General features: G+C 65.7%; 16 protein-coding genes. 6 read left to right on the forward strand and 10 right to left on the reverse strand.

Annotated features, from left to right (window positions below; all coding sequences use genetic code 11):
- Positions 1–16: 16 nt before the first annotated feature.
- On the reverse strand, positions 17–361 hold the full coding sequence (locus ACLJEU_RS16370) for an HPF/RaiA family ribosome-associated protein (protein WP_414660442.1): 345 nt from the start codon (positions 359–361) through the stop codon (positions 17–19).
- 83 nt (positions 362–444) lie between these two features.
- On the opposite strand from ACLJEU_RS16370, the gene ACLJEU_RS16375 reads away from it, so the two are divergent.
- From ACLJEU_RS16375 to ACLJEU_RS16390, 4 genes are all read left to right on the forward strand, one after another.
- Positions 445–1341, forward strand: a complete 897-nt coding sequence (locus ACLJEU_RS16375; protein ID WP_414660441.1) for a LysR family transcriptional regulator — start codon at positions 445–447, stop codon at positions 1339–1341.
- Between the two features lie 90 nt (positions 1342–1431).
- Positions 1432–1953, forward strand: coding sequence for a type 1 glutamine amidotransferase domain-containing protein (locus tag ACLJEU_RS16380; protein ID WP_414660440.1), 522 nt, complete (start codon positions 1432–1434; stop codon positions 1951–1953).
- Positions 1954–2023: 70 nt separating this feature from the next.
- Positions 2024–3598, forward strand: a complete 1575-nt coding sequence (locus ACLJEU_RS16385) for a flavin monoamine oxidase family protein (RefSeq protein ID WP_414660439.1) — start codon at positions 2024–2026, stop codon at positions 3596–3598.
- Positions 3599–3645: 47 nt separating this feature from the next.
- On the forward strand, positions 3646–5058 hold the full coding sequence (locus ACLJEU_RS16390; RefSeq protein ID WP_414660438.1) for a M20/M25/M40 family metallo-hydrolase: 1413 nt from the start codon (positions 3646–3648) through the stop codon (positions 5056–5058).
- A gap of 46 nt (positions 5059–5104) precedes the next feature.
- On the opposite strand, the gene ACLJEU_RS16395 is transcribed toward ACLJEU_RS16390, so the two are convergent.
- The 8 genes from ACLJEU_RS16395 to ACLJEU_RS16430 form a co-directional block, all read right to left on the reverse strand.
- Positions 5105–5794, reverse strand: coding sequence for a LysE family translocator (locus tag ACLJEU_RS16395; protein WP_414660437.1), 690 nt, complete (start codon positions 5792–5794; stop codon positions 5105–5107).
- An 87-nt stretch (positions 5795–5881) separates the two neighbouring features.
- Positions 5882–7075 (reverse strand): pyridoxal phosphate-dependent aminotransferase, encoded by a 1194-nt coding sequence (locus tag ACLJEU_RS16400; RefSeq protein WP_414660436.1) that lies wholly within the window; start codon positions 7073–7075, stop codon positions 5882–5884.
- Between the two features lie 154 nt (positions 7076–7229).
- Positions 7230–7544, reverse strand: coding sequence for a ribbon-helix-helix domain-containing protein (locus tag ACLJEU_RS16405; protein WP_414660435.1), 315 nt, complete (start codon positions 7542–7544; stop codon positions 7230–7232).
- Between the two features lie 91 nt (positions 7545–7635).
- A complete protein-coding gene (locus ACLJEU_RS16410; RefSeq protein WP_414660434.1) occupies positions 7636–8298 on the reverse strand; it encodes an HAD family hydrolase in 663 nt (220 codons plus the stop codon).
- Positions 8295–9182: a hypothetical protein gene (locus tag ACLJEU_RS16415; RefSeq protein ID WP_457795259.1), complete on the reverse strand. Its 888-nt coding sequence runs from the start codon at positions 9180–9182 to the stop codon at positions 8295–8297. The genes ACLJEU_RS16410 and ACLJEU_RS16415 overlap by 4 nt, the downstream gene beginning before the upstream one ends.
- A gap of 9 nt (positions 9183–9191) precedes the next feature.
- Positions 9192–9629 (reverse strand): preprotein translocase subunit SecG, encoded by a 438-nt coding sequence (gene secG, locus ACLJEU_RS16420; RefSeq protein WP_414660432.1) that lies wholly within the window; start codon positions 9627–9629, stop codon positions 9192–9194.
- A 108-nt stretch (positions 9630–9737) separates the two neighbouring features.
- A complete protein-coding gene (locus ACLJEU_RS16425) occupies positions 9738–10691 on the reverse strand; it encodes a ParB/RepB/Spo0J family partition protein (RefSeq protein ID WP_414660431.1) in 954 nt (317 codons plus the stop codon).
- A gap of 5 nt (positions 10692–10696) precedes the next feature.
- A complete protein-coding gene (locus tag ACLJEU_RS16430) occupies positions 10697–11263 on the reverse strand; it encodes a LysM peptidoglycan-binding domain-containing protein (protein WP_414660430.1) in 567 nt (188 codons plus the stop codon).
- A gap of 132 nt (positions 11264–11395) precedes the next feature.
- On the opposite strand from ACLJEU_RS16430, the gene ACLJEU_RS16435 reads away from it, so the two are divergent.
- On the forward strand, positions 11396–12202 hold the full coding sequence (locus ACLJEU_RS16435) for a hypothetical protein (protein ID WP_414660429.1): 807 nt from the start codon (positions 11396–11398) through the stop codon (positions 12200–12202).
- A 5-nt stretch (positions 12203–12207) separates the two neighbouring features.
- Here ACLJEU_RS16435 and fmt read toward each other — a convergent pair whose 3' ends face one another.
- Positions 12208–13230, reverse strand: a complete 1023-nt coding sequence (gene fmt / locus ACLJEU_RS16440; protein ID WP_414660428.1) for a methionyl-tRNA formyltransferase — start codon at positions 13228–13230, stop codon at positions 12208–12210.
- Between the two features lie 158 nt (positions 13231–13388).
- Here fmt and ACLJEU_RS16445 point away from each other — a divergent pair, with 158 nt between their 5' ends.
- Positions 13389–14753 (forward strand): MFS transporter, encoded by a 1365-nt coding sequence (locus ACLJEU_RS16445; protein ID WP_414660427.1) that lies wholly within the window; start codon positions 13389–13391, stop codon positions 14751–14753.
- Positions 14754–14903: the final 150 nt, after the last annotated feature.

A 14903-nucleotide genomic window follows, 5' to 3' on the forward strand; every position in this document is an offset into this window, starting at 1 on the left:
GATGAAATGGGAGCGATCACAAGCTGCGCCCTGTGCGAACGGCCGACGTCAGCTGGCGAAGGCCACGGGCCCGCTGCCGGCGTCTAACGTGACGCGCCTCAATCTGGGCCTCCACCGCCGCCAGTGCCTTCTGCACGGCCACCCGCGGCGTATGATCGCAGGCGGCGGCGTGGATGTCCGGACCCGGCACGCGAATCGAGATCGCCGCCTGAAAACGCGGGTTGGCTTCACGCTCCGCGGAGAGTCGCACCAGCGCCTCCTCGATGCGCTGCCGCGCGGCCAGGGCCACGAGGCGGGTCTCAATCAGGGAGGCGAGGCTCGCGGGACAACGCACATTACCAGGCTGAAGGATAAGGTTCATGCGTCCAGTGTATCACCCGCTCTCTGCTTCCACTAATACGCAGTTTGACAGTTACTGTTAGCTTAATCCTAAGTGATGAAACCATGGACTGGCTGAATTATCATCACCTCCGCTATTTCTGGATGGTCGCGCGCGAGGGCGGACTGCGGCAGGCCGCGGAGAAACTGAACGTCTCGGCGCCGTCGATCTCCGCGCAGATCCGCGAACTGGAGGACGCGTTTGGCGAAAAGCTCTTTCGCCGCAGCGGCCGCAACAATGTCCTGACCGACGCCGGCCAGGTGGCGCTGCGCTACGCCGACGAAATCTTCAGCCTCGGTCGCGAGCTCTCCAATGCCGTCACCCAGCGCCCGTCCGCCCGCGCGCTGCGCCTGCATGTCGGCATCGCCGACTCGCTGCCCAAACTCATCACGCAGCAGATCCTCGAGCCGGTGTTTTCATTGCCCGAGGTGGTCCACGTCATCTGCCGCGAGGGCAAGGTCGAGGATCTCCTCGCCCAGCTGGTGGCGCACCGGCTCGACGTGGTGCTTGCCGACGAACCCGCGCCCGGCAGCCTGAAAGTCCGGGTGTACAATCATCCGATGGGTGAATGCGGCGTGACGTTCTGCGCCGTCGGGCGCCTCGCCGCCGCGCTGCGCAAGGGCTTTCCCCGCTCGCTGCACCAGGCGCCCGCGCTGCTCCCCGCCGAGAGCACGGGCCTGCGGCGTTCACTCGATCGCTGGTTTCAATCGCTGGGCATCGTGCCGCGGATCGTCGCGGAGTTCGAGGATGCGGCCCTCATGAAGGTGATGGCGTCCGATGGCCGCGGCTTCATTCCGGTGCCCAGCCTCGTCACCGCCGAAGCCGTGGATCGCTTTTCACTCCGCGTCATCGGCTCGACGGAAAAATGTCGCGATCAGTTCTTCGCCATCACGGCGGATCGTCGCATCCACCACCCCGCGGTGGCCGCGCTGACGGCCGGCGGCATGGCGACGCGGGGTTGATTCCACGACGGCGGTGACAGCCCGGGCGACGTGGCACCCGCCTCGATCGCCGTGGTTGCCACGCGCGCGACCGTGACTAGACCCGGGCGCATGAGCTCCCTGCGCGGCCAACGTTACCTCACCCTCGTCGATGATTTGTACGAAGATCTCGAGCTGTGGTATCCGAAATACCGGTTCGAAGAGGAGGGCGCGGAAGTCGTGGTCGCGGGACTCGAGTTGAAAACGTACACGGGCAAGAACGGTTATCCGTGCGAGACCGGCGCGCTGATTTCGGCGGTCGAAGCCCGCGATTTCGACGGCTTCCTGATTCCGGGCGGCTTCATGCCGGACAAGCTGCGCCGCAGCGCCAAGGTCCTGCAACTCACCCGTGACTTCGACGCCGCGCAGAAACTCATCGGCCTGATCTGCCACGCCGGCTGGATTCCGATCTCGGCGAAGATTCTGCGCGGCCGTCAGGTGACGAGCACCCCGGGAATTCGCGACGACCTCGAAAACGCCGGCGCGATTTGGCACGACCAGCCCGTGGTCGTCGACGGCCACATCGTCTCCGCCCGGCGTCCGCCCGATCTGCCCGCTTACGGCGCCGCCTTGGTCGCCTGGTGCCGGCGCTAGCGCGTGCGTGTTTTCCGCCCGGCGGCCCGGGCTTGCAGCAAAAGGCGCCCCGGGTTTCCTTTCGCCCACGATGCCCCACACCCCCCTTGCCCGGCGTTTACGCACGTTGCTGTCCACTGCGGTCGCCGACACACCGCCCGCCGCATCCCTTCACCGCACGCCCGCCGAGCCGGCGGAGACATCGCGCCGACGTTTTCTACAACACGCCGGTGTGACCGCGGCCGCGATCGCCGCCGGCCCGTTGCTGCGCGCCGGCGGACGCCCCGGTCCCACGGCCAAGGTGGTCATTGTCGGCGCGGGCCTCGCCGGCCTGACGTGCGCGTACCGGCTGAAACTTGCAGGCGTGGACGCGACGATCTACGAAGCTCAGTCGCGCATCGGTGGGCGCTGTTGGACGCGGCGCAACGATTTTGCCGACGGCCAGCTGGCTGAACATGGCGGCGAACTGATCGATCAGGGCCACACCCGGATTCGCCAGCTCGCCCAGGAACTCCGGTTGCCACTCGATAATCTGCTGATGACGGAGCCCAAGGGCACCGAGGCGTTCTTCCACTTCGCCGGTCAGCGTTATCCGTACACCGCGGCCACGCGCGATCTGAAGGCCATCTGGCAGAAACTGCACCGCGACCTGTCCGAGGCGGGCTATCCGACACTCTACAATCGTTCCACCCCGCGCGGCCGGCAGCTCGACCAGATGTCGATTATCGACTGGATCAACGAGTCGGTCCCCGGCGGGCGCCAGTCGCAACTCGGCCGACTGCTCGATGTCGCCTACAACATCGAATACGGTGCGGAATGCGAACGGCAGAGCGCGCTCAGCCTGATCTATCTTCTCGGCTACAACAGCCCGGGCCAGTTCAGCCTCTTCGGCGCGTCCAACGAGAAATACCATGTCCGCGGCGGCAACGATCGGATCGTCTCGACGCTGGCTCACGTGCTGCAATCCCAGCTTGTGCCCGGCACCGCGTTGCTCGCCGCCCGGCGCACGGCCGCCGGCGCCTACTCGCTTACGCTCCAGAGCGACGCCCGAACCTTCGAGGTGGTGGCGGACAAGGTGGTCTTCGCACTCCCGTTTTCGATGCTCAACACCGCAGTCGACGTGCGCGCGGCGGGTTTCAGCCCGCTCAAGCAAACCGCGATCGCGGAGCTGGGCATGGGCTCGAATTCGAAACTCAACGTGCAGTTCAACCGCCGCGCCTGGGTCGACCGCGGCAACAACGGTGACACCTTTTCGGATACAGGGTATCAGGCCTCGTGGGAGGTTTCGCGCGGACAGGCTGGCAACTCGGGTATTCTCGTCGGCTACTCGGGCGGCACCCACGCCGATTCGTTCGGCAGCGGCACGCCGGCAAGTCAGGCGGCGACGTTCCTCAGCCAGCTCGAACCGGTTCTGCCCGGAGTCGCGGCCACGTACAACGGTCGCGCGACGGTCGACTTCTGGCGCGGCGACGCTTTCACGCGCGGGAGCTATTCCTACTGGCAGGTCGGCCAGTACACGCGCTTCGCCGGCATCGAGGGCGTCCAGGAAGGCAACGCTCACTTCTGCGGCGAACACACTTCCATCGACGCCCAGGGTTATCTCGAAGGCGCCGTGGAAACCGGCGAACGCGTTGCGGATGAAATCTCCGCCGACCTTGGCATCTAAGATGCACCGGCGATCAAGTCACGTCCCTCCCACTGCTCCTCCCCACCATGTCGCTGCTGCGTTGCCTGATTGTGATCTTCGCGTTGTCGGTCGGACGTGCGTTTGCCGCCGACACCGCCGTGCCCGCCGACTGGGCGGCGGTTGACCGGGAAACACTGCAACACTTCCAGGCGTTGGTGCGGATGGATACGAGCGATCCGCCCGGGAACGAACAGCCCGTCGTCGCCTACCTGAAGCAGGTGCTGGAAGCGGAGGGCATTGCGACCAAGACGTTCGCCCTCGATCCCAAACGCCCCAACCTCGTGGCCCGGTTGCGGGGCAACGGCACGAAGCGTCCGCTGCTCATCATGGGGCACACCGACACGGTGAACGTGGACGCCGCCAAGTGGAAACACCCGCCCTTCTCGGCGGCCCGCGAGGGCGGCCACATCTACGGTCGCGGGACGATTGACGACAAGGACAACGTCACCGCTGCGCTCATGACCATGCTCCTGCTGAAGCGGAGCAATGTGCCGCTCGATCGTGATGTCATCTTTCTCGCGGAAGCCGGCGAGGAGGGAGCCGTGCAGTTCGGCATCGAATACATGGTGCGCGAACACTTCGCCGAAATCGCGGCGGAGTTCTGCCTCGCCGAGGGCGGGAGCGTCGTGCGCAGCGGCGGCAAGCCCCAGTACGGCAGCGTGCAGACGACGGAGAAAATCCCGAACCGTGTCCGCCTCATTGCTCGGGGCGTGGCCGGCCACGGCTCGGTGCCGCTGCGCTCCAACGCTGTCGTCCATCTTTCACGGGCCATCGCCGCCATCGCCGACTGGCAGACGCCAATGCGGCTGAACGAAACGACGCGGGCCTTCTTCGAACGCCTGGCCTCAATTAGCGCTCCGGAGGAGGCCGCCCGCTATCGTGCCATCCTGCAGGGCGACGAATCCGGTTCGGCCCAGGAGTATCTGGCGGTAAACCAGCCGCGGTATCACTCGACGCTGCGCACCTCGATCTCGCCCAACATGATCAGCGGCGGTTACCGCGTGAACGTCATCCCGTCGGAAGTGGAGGCGACCCTCGACATCCGTTCATTGCCCGATGAGGACATGCCGCGCTTCCTCGATCAGCTGCGCAAGGTCATCAACGATCCCGCTGTCACGGTGGAAACCGCGCCGGGCCACAGCCGGCCGGGGGCCCCGCCCTCGAGTCTCAGCACGGAGGCCTTCGAGGTCCTCGAGGCCGCGATCAAGCGGCACTACGGTGTGATCACGCTACCGACGATGAGCACTGGCGCCACCGACATGGCGTTCCTGCGCGCGAACGGCATTCCCAGCTTCGGCATCGGTCCGATGATCGACATGGAGGATGCGGCCAAGGGGTTTGGCGCCCACAGCGATCAGGAACGAATCCTCGAGGAGGCGTTGTACGCCTTCGTCCGTTTCAACTGGGACGTCGTGGTCAGCCTCGCCGCACGGAAATAACCTTCGGGCGTCCGCGGTCGGGCGCCCGCGTCACAAGCTGCCGCCGTCAGGAGGCGTGACGCGCGAGGTGGGAAATCATCACAATCCCGTGCGCGAGCGCGAGGACGAGCAGCCCAATGCCGGAACCTCGCTCCATGCGCAGCAAGGTGCGCTCACTGAACTTGCCCTGGCCTCGCGAGACCAGCCATGCCAGGCCGAAAAACCATGAGCCGACGCCGACCGTGACGCCGCCGATGCACACGAGCTTGCTCGCCCACGTATCGTCCACCCAGCCGCGGGAGAGAAAGCTCGCCGCGAGCACGATCCAGAAAAGCAATACGCCCGGGTTCGCCATCGTGCGCACGAAGCCGGTCCAGAAGGCCGAATGCGGGTGGAGCTTGCGCTCGATCTGGTGCTCCATCCGGTCCACGGCCTCGCCGAGGTCGAGCGGCGCAACGACGTTTTTGGCGAGCAGGAACTTTATGCCCAGGATCAGCATGAACGCGAAACTGAAGAGCTCCATCGCCGCCTTGAGGATCGGATTGCCGAAGAACGAGGCAAAGCCGGTGAATGCGACCGTGCAGTAGATCACTTCCATCACTGTCGCGCCCAGGCCGATGAGGGCGGCCCACATGTAACCGCGGCGCGCCCCCTCGTTCATGATCGTGAGGTTGATCGGGCCGACGGGAATCGACAGCAGGAGACCGCTGACGATTCCCGTCAGCGCGGAAATGGCGTAGGACTCAAACGCGGACATGCGATGGATCGCAGACTCCCCCGGACCGCTTCGGTTGCGGGAAAAAGTTCACGCCCACGAAATCACCGTTGGCGGCGCCTCAGCCCGTCACTTCTTCAATGAGGCGCAGAAACGCGCGAGGCGATCGACGCCCTTCTTGATGATCTCATCGCTCGTGGCGTAGCTGAGCCGCAGGTAACCTTCGGCGCCGAACGCGCTGCCGGGGACGGCGGCGACCTTCTCGACATCGAGCAGGCGGTTGCAGAAATCGAGATCCTTGAGGCCGAAGCTCGAGATGTTCGGGAAAAGGTAGAAGGCGCCCTCGGCCAGCAGGCACGTCACGCCGGGAATCTTGTTCAACTCGGCATGCAGGAATTTGCGGCGCCGATCAAAGGCGACCAGCATCGTCTTCAGCGCCGCCGAGGTCTTCTCCTTCTCCTTGAGCGCGGCGAGCGCGCCGTATTGCGCGAACGTCGTCACGTTGGACGACATCTGGCTCTGCAACTCGGAGATGGCCTTCGCGATGGGCGCGGGCGCCAGCGTCGTACCGATGCGCCAGCCGGTCATGGCATACGTCTTCGAAAATCCCGCCACGGTGATGGTGCGGGCCTCGACCTCCTTGCTGAACGTCGCGATGCACGTCGGCTTCGCGCCGTCGTATACGAGATGTTCATACATCTCGTCGGACAGGATGTAGAGATTGTGCTTCATCGCCACCGCCACGATGGCCTCGAGCTCCTGGCGCGAGTACACGGCACCAGTGGGGTTCGAGGGCGAGTTGAGAATGAGCAGCTTGGTCTTCGGCGTGATCGCCGCCTCGACCATCGCGGGCGTGAGTCGGAAGCCCGTCGTGTCGTCGGCCAGCACGAACTTCGGCACGGCACCGGCGAGCTTCACCATCTCGGGATAGCTGACCCAGAACGGCGCGGGCACGATCACCTCGTCGCCCGGCGAGCACGTCGCCAGCACCCCGAGGTAGCAGTTGAACTTGCCGCCCGGCGAAACGATCACCTGTGACGGCGCGGCCTTGAGCCCGTACTCGGCCGCATAGCGGTCGACGATGGCCTGGCGCAGCGGCTCGATGCCGGGCGTCGGCGCGTACTTCGTCTTGCCGCCCTTGAGCGCGGCGATGCACGCGTCCTTGATGTGCTCGGGGGTGTCGAAGTCGGGTTCGCCGGCGGCGAAACCACAGACATCTTCACCGGCTGCTTGCAGGGCCTTGGCCTTGGCGTCGACGGCCAGCGTCGGCGAAGGCGAGACGTTACGGGCCCAAGTGGAGAGAGGCGCGGGAGGGTTGCTCATGGACAAACGCGTCGACCAAAGGGTCGCGGCGCGCGAAAAGCAAGCCCGCCCACAGCGCAACCGGTGCGACCGCGAACCGCATGATCCAGACAGCAAAAAGACGGCGGTGAATTGCCGCCGTCGCAGGGGTGCCCGGGCGCGTCAGCGCAGCCGGTTACTTCTTCTTCGCGCCCTTGGTGGGCAGCGCTTCAAGCGCGAGCCGGAGCAGTTCGCCCACGCTCGCACTTTTCTTCTTCGCGTAACGCTTCAACGTCGCCCGTTGATCCGCCGTGATGCGCACGGAGATCTGACGGTGCTGGTCGCGCGAGGGTTCGCAACTTTCGAAATCGTAGCCCGCAATGGCGGTGCGAACGACTTCGCTGGCGCTCGCAAAACCGTGACCCTTCCGACAGGTCTCGATCCGTGCGATGAGCGATTCGGGTAAATCGAAGGTGAGCGGGGCGGACGGCTTACGAGATGATTTTGCCATACAAAAATCGGGGTAAAGCTTTCTAAACGAGAGCAGGCACCCGCGAAGCCCCGGCGGCAATGAAAAATTTCAGGAACCTTGCCGCGAAGCCTCAGACCGCCGACGGCAGCGACTGAAGAACCAACTGAAAAGCATTTTCAGGTGCGCGCACCGTCCGCCAGGACTTCGCCGTGATGTGACTTTCAATTTCCCGATCGTGCCTGATCAACAGCGTATCCACTCCGCACCCCTGCCCGCCGAGCACGTCGACGTCCGCGTCACCGACAAAAAGCGTTTCGCCGGGCGCGACCTCAAGCCGTCGCATGATCTCCCGCAGGCCCGCCGGGTCCGGTTTGTGGCTGGGCAGATCATCGCCGCACACCACCGTCGAGAAATACGTTCCCAGCGCATGGCGGCCCAGCAGCACTTCCGTGGACGCACGATCGCGTCCGGTCCACAGGGCGGCGTGCACCCGCGCTCCGCGCAGCGACTGCAGGAGAGCCACCGCGCCGTCGAACACCCGAATCAGGTGCGCGTTTTCACGGAGAAAAAGCTCCATGCGTGAGACGGCCACGGGGACATGCTTCATTTCACCGATGAGCAAGCCGAGAAAGCGCTCGGGCGGTCCGCCCAGCCGGGCGAAAATCTCATGCGGCGAGCGCGTGCCAAACGGCGCGATCGCGTGCGCGACCGCCTCGATCACCAGCGGCATGCTATCAATGAGCGTGCCATCGAGGTCGAAGACGACAGCCCGGGGCGGAGGCGTCCGGCTCATGGAGTGAAGGGAACCATCGCACCTGCGGGTGGTGGCGGCACAGCCTGACTCAGTGCGGCGGGTTGGAATACCGCGGCCGGAAACGTCTGGTTCAACGCGGCACCGACGATCTGCAGCCGCGTTTTGTCGCGCGTGAGTTCATTGCGATAATCAAACGCCTTCGGCAGCACCTGAGTTTTGTTCACCGTCTGCAGGCTGAGCAACGACAGCGTTTTCGTGATCTTCCCGTTGCGGCCGATCACCTCGGTCTGCGTCGGCACGTTGAACTGCGTGTCGAAATATGCGCGCGCGGCCGCGATCTCGGCGTATTGGGCTTTAAAGGACGCCGGCGCGGGGAACAGAAACGCGTTCGTGGGGCGGCCCAGCACGCGCGTGATTTTTTCGACGCTGCCGCCCGGCCAGTAAAGGTAGGGCATCTGGAGATCGAAGGCCGACACTTCCACGCCGGGAATGAGCGGCGCCATCAATTCGGCCACGCCGACCTCGACGGGCAGGCCGTTCTTGAGTCGCCACACCTTGGGGTTGTCGCCGTTTTGCAGGAGCAGCCGGTGCAGGCCGCCGGCGGCGTCGGTCACTTCAATGCGGGTGATTGCGCCCTGGTCGTTGCGTCCGCCCCACCAGCGCCCCTTGAACGTCCGTCCGTCGCCCCGCCGCGGCAGCGAACGCAGTTCGAACTCCAGGAAATACTCACCCGCGATGCCGGCCTGGCGAAACTGTTCGATCAGGCGGGCCCCTTCCTCGGCGTTCGGCACACCGACCTGGGCCAGTTCCGGGAGCGCGCCCGGTCGAGTCGCCGCCGGTGCCGCAGCTGCCGCCACGAGGCAGCCAAAAACGAAAAACGCCCGCCATGAATGGGCGGGCGTCAATTTCCCGGCGGCGGGCATTGCAAATACTTACTTCTTCGCCGGCTCGGGCGCGGGCGTCGTGGCCGCGGGAGCGGTCGGGGCCGGGGTCGCAGCGGCCGCGGCCGGAAGCGTCACGGGCGCCGGGGTGGTCGTGGCGGCGGCACCACCAGCGGCGGGAGCAGCGGGCGGAGTGGCCGGAACGGCGATCGTCGGGAGCGCGCTGCCGGCGGCGGCGTTGGCGTGCTTGCGCTCATAGATGCGGCCCAGATAGAGCGCAAAGGCCAGGATGAAGAAGAGCACCGCGGCGTAGATCGTGGACTTGCTGAGCACGTTGGAGGTGTCGGCACCGAAGGCCGCCTCCGCCGCGCCGCCGCCCAGAGCGGCGCCCATGCCACCGTCCTTCGATTTCTGCATCAGGACGACCATGACGAGAAAAAGCGAAATGAGGATCAGGATGAAGGTGAGGAGTCCAAGGAGGATGCTCATGTGAAAGGGTCAGGAGTGCAGCGCCAGCTGCGGGTTGTCAATCGTGGTGTAAAACTAGTCGCGCCGACGGAAATCGGCGCGATTTCACGTCGCTGCGCCGGAGCCCGCTCAGGCTTCGACGCCCAGCTTTTCAAGGAGGCGCTGGAGGTCATCGTTACCGCGGTACTCGATGACAATCCGGCCTTTCTTCGGCGTGTGCAGCAGGGCCACGCGCGCGCCGAGATGGGACGTAAGTTTCTTTTCGATACCGGTGACCGTGGACGCATCCTTCGGCGAAAGCCCCGGACGGGCCGTGGCGCGCGCGGGCGCGGCGCCGGTCGACGCCTTGGCAGTGACGGCCAGCTTTTCCGTCACGCGGACGCTCAGTCCCTCCTCGATAATCCGGCGGCCAAGCATTGCACGCTGCGCGGCGTCCTCGATGCCCAGCAGGACTTTGGCGTGACCGACGCTCAGCATGTTTTTCGCCACGTAGCCCTGGAGATCGTGATCGAGCGACAGCAGCCGCAGCGAGTTGGCGACCGACGCCCGGCCCTTCCCCACCCGCTCCGCCGCGCTCTCCTGCGTGAGATCGAAATCCCGAATCAGGCTCGCATAACCATGCGCTTCCTCGATCGGATTCAGTCCTTCGCGCTGCAGGTTCTCGATCAAGCCCAGCGCGGCCGACGAGGCGTTGCTCGCTTCGACGATGCGTGCGGGAATGGACTTGATCTTGAGGAGCTGGAACGCCCGCCAGCGGCGCTCGCCCGCGATCAACTGGAATTTGTCACCCGCCTTGCGCACGACGATCGGCTGCAGCAGGCCTTCGGAACGAATGCTCTCCGCGAGCTCGCCCAGCTGCTCGCGCGTGATTTCCCGCCGCGCCTGATAAGGACTCGGCTCAATCAAATGGACCGCCACCTCGAGGTAACCCGGTGCGCCCGCCGGTGCCGGCGGCGGCGCCACCGGACGTTGGTCCGCCTCGCCTTCCTTGACGGAAGGGGAAGACGGAGGAGTGGCCGGTTTCGCGGCGGCGATCAGGCCGCCGAGTCCGCGGCCGAGACGGGATTTGGGTGCTGCCGACATTCGATTTATTTGCCTCCGGGGATGAAGAGCGTCTGCCCGACCACGATGCGAGAAGGATCTGAAATCTTGTTCGCGTTGATGATGTCCTGCTGCTTCGCCCCGGTCTTCTTGGCGATGCTCGCGATGCTGTCACCCTTCTGCACGGTGTAACTGACGCCCTCCTTGACGTAGTCCTCGGCGAAACTGGTCTGCACGGTCGGGCGCGTCGCACTCGATTTCGCGAGCGAGTCGAGTGCCGCATTGGTCTGCTTGCCGAGCTTCTCGAGCTGCGCGCTTACCTGCTGGAGCGTTTCGGACTTGGCCGCGGCCACGCTGGCCCGCAGCGACCGGTTCGCCTCCGCGATGCTTTCATTAAGCTGCGCGACGGTCGCGTAGGACTTGTCCGCGGTGCTCGCCTTCTGCCGGAGTTCGGCGTTCTCCCGTTCAAGTTGCTCGAGTCGCAGCGCCAGATCTCCGATTCGCTGGGTGAGCCCGCGCACGTCCTCGCGCAGATTGGCGAGGTCGATCTGAGGCGAATTTTGGGCGAATGCGGAGGCAGCCAGCACCCCGCCCGCGAGGAATCTTTTCCACATGAAGATCCAGCTTGCGGAAACGATCGGCGAAAACAAGCGGCTTGTGACTACGGTGGGTGCAGGCGGAATTGACGCGGCGCGCGCACCGGCAACATTGTCTCCTCCGCTTCGCCGTTCGCCCCACGTTTCCCCATGGCCGCCATCGTCCGTCTGCTGTTTCTCCTCATCGTGCCGGCCGCGACCGTGTGCGCCGCCCCGCCATCCGCTCTCGCATCCGCGCTCGAATACCTGCGCGATCAAAAATCCTACTCGTGGGAGGTAATCAACAGCGACCCCGGGCCGGTCGCGCAGCAGTTTGAAACGCGCCGCGGCACCGTCACGACTGTGCAGCAAAGCATGGCGCCGAACCTGAAGGGTCAGCTGGATCGCAATGGCGACATGCTGATTCAGCGCGAATGGCCGGACGGCCTGCGTCTCGATACGGTCATCGGCGCCGACGGCGCGATGATCACCAGCACGCCCGAAGGCTGGATGACTGATCGCGAGATTCTCACCGCGCAGGCCGAGGAACGGCTTCGCGGCCAGGCCCCGACCGCACGTTACCAATGGCTGCGCCGCGCCGATCGGCCCGACATCCGGCGGCCCGATCAGGAACTGGTGCCCTTCCTCAAAAGCAACGGCGAGTTCGAGTCGCTCGCCGACAGCTTCATTGCCCGGATTCGCAGCCGAGCCGGCGATCCGGCCAAACCCAACGAGGACGACGCCGAGCCCGCGACCACCGTGATGGTGACGATGAATCTTCGCGGCGGCGTCATCCGGGATTACGAAGTGAAAGTGGAAGGCGTGCGCCGCGCCACCCGTGCCCGCATCGCCGTGCCCGTGAGCGAGCAGCGCATCGTCATCCTCACCTATGTGCCGGTGAACCGGATCAACCTTCCCGCCGAAGCCCGGGAAAAAATGAAGACCGCGCGCCCGTCTCCAGGCGGACGCGCCCCCTGAACGCGTCAACGCGTCGTGACCAGGACGGGCATCGGGTGTGAAGGCAGTCGCGTGCCCGCCGCCACGGGAAAGCCCCGCAGAAACTCCGCGGCCGGCAACATGCGTCCGCCGGGACGCTGCAGCCGCCGCAGGCGCAACACGCCCTGACCGGTGGCGATCAGAAGACCGTCAGCGTCGGCGCCAATCACTTCGCCGGGAGCTCCCCCGGGAGCGTCGGCGTCCCGCCGGCTTTCGTCGCCCGATGCAGGCGGGACGCCGGCGCCCCCGGGCGCGGCGACGTCGGCCAAACCCAGCTTGACGATCTGTCCGCCGATTTCGACCGCGCACCCGGGCCATGGATACAGGCCGTTAACTCGCGCCGCGAGCGCGGACGCCGCGACGGAAAAATCCAACACGCCATCCTCCTTCTGCAACTTGCGACAATAGGTGGCCGCGGCGTCATCCTGCGAGATGAACTCGAGTTCGCCCGCGGCGAGCCGCGGCAGCGCCCGGGCCACGGGCGCGACGCACGCAGCACCGAGTCGGGACTCGATGTCCAAGGCCGTATCCAGATTTCCGATTGCCACGCGCTCGACGTCCGCGACGGGCCCGGCGTCGAGCCGCCGGACGATCCGCATCAGCGTCACGCCGGTGGCGCGCTCGCCACTGGCGATGGCGGTCTGGATCGGCGATGCGCCCCGATACTTGGGCAGCACCGACGTGTGCAAATTCAGCATGCCCAGTCGGGGCGTCGCGATGAAATCGTCGCGCAGGATGTGACCGTATGCCATCACCAGCCCGAGGTCCGCCCCGAGTTCGGCCAGTTGTCCGCGCACCACTTCGTCAAGCTTCTCGGGCTGCAAAACCGGCAGTCCCCGCTCGATCGCCCACAGCTTGATGGCGTTGGGCTGCACCTTCTGCCCGCGCCCCACCGCGCGATCCGGCTGAGTGAACACGGCGACCACCTGCGCCACCGCGGCCCCCGGCCCGGCGAGCCAGTGGAGCAACGGCAACGCGATGGCATCGGAACCCAGGAAGACAATTCGCATCGCCGGAATTTAGTTCCAACCGGCGGCGCGGGTTCAAAGCAATTCGCGGTCGTGTCCGCTGTCCGACGTCGCTCCACCCACGAACCAGGCCGCAACCCGGGCCGACGGGAAAGCGGCTCGCCTCGCCGGAAAAACTTTGCGTCGCTGCCCGGCGCCCGATGTCCGCACCGTCCAATCCGCCGACCGCGCACGATCCGTATGCGGCGCTGAAGATTCCCAACTATCGCGACTATCTCGCGGGGAGTTTTTTCGCGCTGCTGGGACGTCAGGCCGTCACCGCGGTCGCCATCTGGCAGGTCTATGAATGGACGCATTCCTCGACCGCGCTCGGACTCGTGGGACTCGTGAACGTCCTGCCGCTACTCGCGCTCTCACTTCCGGCCGGCGCGCTCGCGGACCGCTGGGATCGCCGGAAACTGATTGCCGCGGGCACCGCCGTGATGGCCGGCGTCAACCTCGCGCTCGGCGGCGTGGCGTACTGGCACGCGGCCGTGCCCGACCTCGCGCCGCTGCGCTGGGCCAACGCCGCGTTGCGACAGGTGGCGCTCGTGTTTGAACACCACGGCGGCGACCGGCCGTTGCGCTTCGATGAACCGGCGCTGCCGATCGTCTTCCTACTGCTGCTGGCGCACGCGTGCGCGCGCATCCTCATCTGGCCCGCGCGCTCCAGCATCACGCCCCTGCTGGTGCCCACGCGCGCGTTGAGCAACGCGATTACGTGGAACACGAGCACCTTTGAAATTGCGACCGTGGCGGGACCGGCCCTCGGCGGATTTCTGATCGCGTTCATCGGCATCCCTTCCGTCTATGCGCTCGGCGCAGGCCTCGAACTTCTCTTCCTGCTCACGCTGCGGCGCGTGACCTACTTTGCCCCACCGGCGCGCTCCACCCTTCAACGCACGTGGCGTGACGTCCTTGCAGGCGGTGAATTCATCTGGCGGAAAAAAGTCATTCTCGGCGCGAGCAGCCTCGATCTCTTTGCGGTGCTGCTCGGGGGAGCGACGGCGCTGCTGCCGGTGTACGCGGATCAGATTCTGCATGTCGGGCCCATCGGCTTCGGCTGGCTGCGGGCCGCGCCGTCGCTCGGCGCGTTCGCGATGGCGATGTGGATCGCGCATCGCGCGCCGCTCGCGCAACCCGGTCGCGCGTTGCTGTGGTCGGTGGCCGGCTTCGGCGCCGCGGTTGTGGTGTTCGGCCTTTCGCGCTGGTTCTGGCTCTCGCTCGTCGCGCTTTTTCTCACGGGAGCGTTCGACAACATCAGCGTCGTCGTGCGCCAGTCGCTCGTGCAATTGCTCACGCCGGACGCCCTGCGCGGGCGCGTCACGGCCGTGAATCAAATTTTTATAGGTTCTTCAAACGAGATTGGAGCCCTGCGCGCAGGCCTGATGTCGGCCCTGATTGGCCCCGTGGCCGCGGTGGTTTGGGGAGGAATTGGCACCATTTTGGTGACGGTCGCGATCGCCCGCGCCGTGCCGCCGCTCCGCCATCTTCCCGCTCTGCACACTCTGAAACCGGAGGAATGAACGACGATTCGGCGGACTGAAGTCCTGCGTCAGTCCGCGCCGAATACGCCGCTGTTCTTCGCCCGCGCGAGCCGATCAAATTCGTTACAAGTTTTTGATAATTCGGGCGATGCCCGGTCCGGACGCCCCGCTCTTTTTCGTTAGACTTCG

It is taken from the genome of Terrisphaera buseokensis, from assembly GCF_047521145.2.
Lineage (GTDB): Bacteria > Verrucomicrobiota > Verrucomicrobiia > Opitutales > Opitutaceae > ER46.

Excerpts from the sequence above, each read along its gene's own strand:
- secG (WP_414660432.1), bottom strand. The coding sequence starts at position 9,629 with ATGAGCATCCTCCTTGGACTCCTCACCTTCATCCTGATCCTCATTTCG.
- ACLJEU_RS16415 (WP_457795259.1), bottom strand. The coding sequence starts at position 9,182 with ATGCCCGCCGCCGGGAAATTGACGCCCGCCCATTCATGGCGGGCGTTT.
- fmt (WP_414660428.1), bottom strand. The coding sequence starts at position 13,230 with ATGCGAATTGTCTTCCTGGGTTCCGATGCCATCGCGTTGCCGTTGCTC.
- ACLJEU_RS16385 (WP_414660439.1), top strand. The coding sequence starts at position 2,024 with ATGCCCCACACCCCCCTTGCCCGGCGTTTACGCACGTTGCTGTCCACT.
- ACLJEU_RS16400 (WP_414660436.1), bottom strand. The coding sequence starts at position 7,075 with ATGAGCAACCCTCCCGCGCCTCTCTCCACTTGGGCCCGTAACGTCTCG.
- ACLJEU_RS16375 (WP_414660441.1), top strand. The coding sequence starts at position 445 with ATGGACTGGCTGAATTATCATCACCTCCGCTATTTCTGGATGGTCGCG.
- ACLJEU_RS16395 (WP_414660437.1), bottom strand. The coding sequence starts at position 5,794 with ATGTCCGCGTTTGAGTCCTACGCCATTTCCGCGCTGACGGGAATCGTC.
- ACLJEU_RS16380 (WP_414660440.1), top strand. The coding sequence starts at position 1,432 with ATGAGCTCCCTGCGCGGCCAACGTTACCTCACCCTCGTCGATGATTTG.
- ACLJEU_RS16390 (WP_414660438.1), top strand. The coding sequence starts at position 3,646 with ATGTCGCTGCTGCGTTGCCTGATTGTGATCTTCGCGTTGTCGGTCGGA.
- ACLJEU_RS16405 (WP_414660435.1), bottom strand. The coding sequence starts at position 7,544 with ATGGCAAAATCATCTCGTAAGCCGTCCGCCCCGCTCACCTTCGATTTA.
- ACLJEU_RS16425 (WP_414660431.1), bottom strand. The coding sequence starts at position 10,691 with ATGTCGGCAGCACCCAAATCCCGTCTCGGCCGCGGACTCGGCGGCCTG.
- ACLJEU_RS16410 (WP_414660434.1), bottom strand. The coding sequence starts at position 8,298 with ATGAGCCGGACGCCTCCGCCCCGGGCTGTCGTCTTCGACCTCGATGGC.
- ACLJEU_RS16445 (WP_414660427.1), top strand. The coding sequence starts at position 13,389 with ATGTCCGCACCGTCCAATCCGCCGACCGCGCACGATCCGTATGCGGCG.
- ACLJEU_RS16435 (WP_414660429.1), top strand. The coding sequence starts at position 11,396 with ATGGCCGCCATCGTCCGTCTGCTGTTTCTCCTCATCGTGCCGGCCGCG.
- ACLJEU_RS16430 (WP_414660430.1), bottom strand. The coding sequence starts at position 11,263 with ATGTGGAAAAGATTCCTCGCGGGCGGGGTGCTGGCTGCCTCCGCATTC.
- ACLJEU_RS16370 (WP_414660442.1), bottom strand. The coding sequence starts at position 361 with ATGAACCTTATCCTTCAGCCTGGTAATGTGCGTTGTCCCGCGAGCCTC.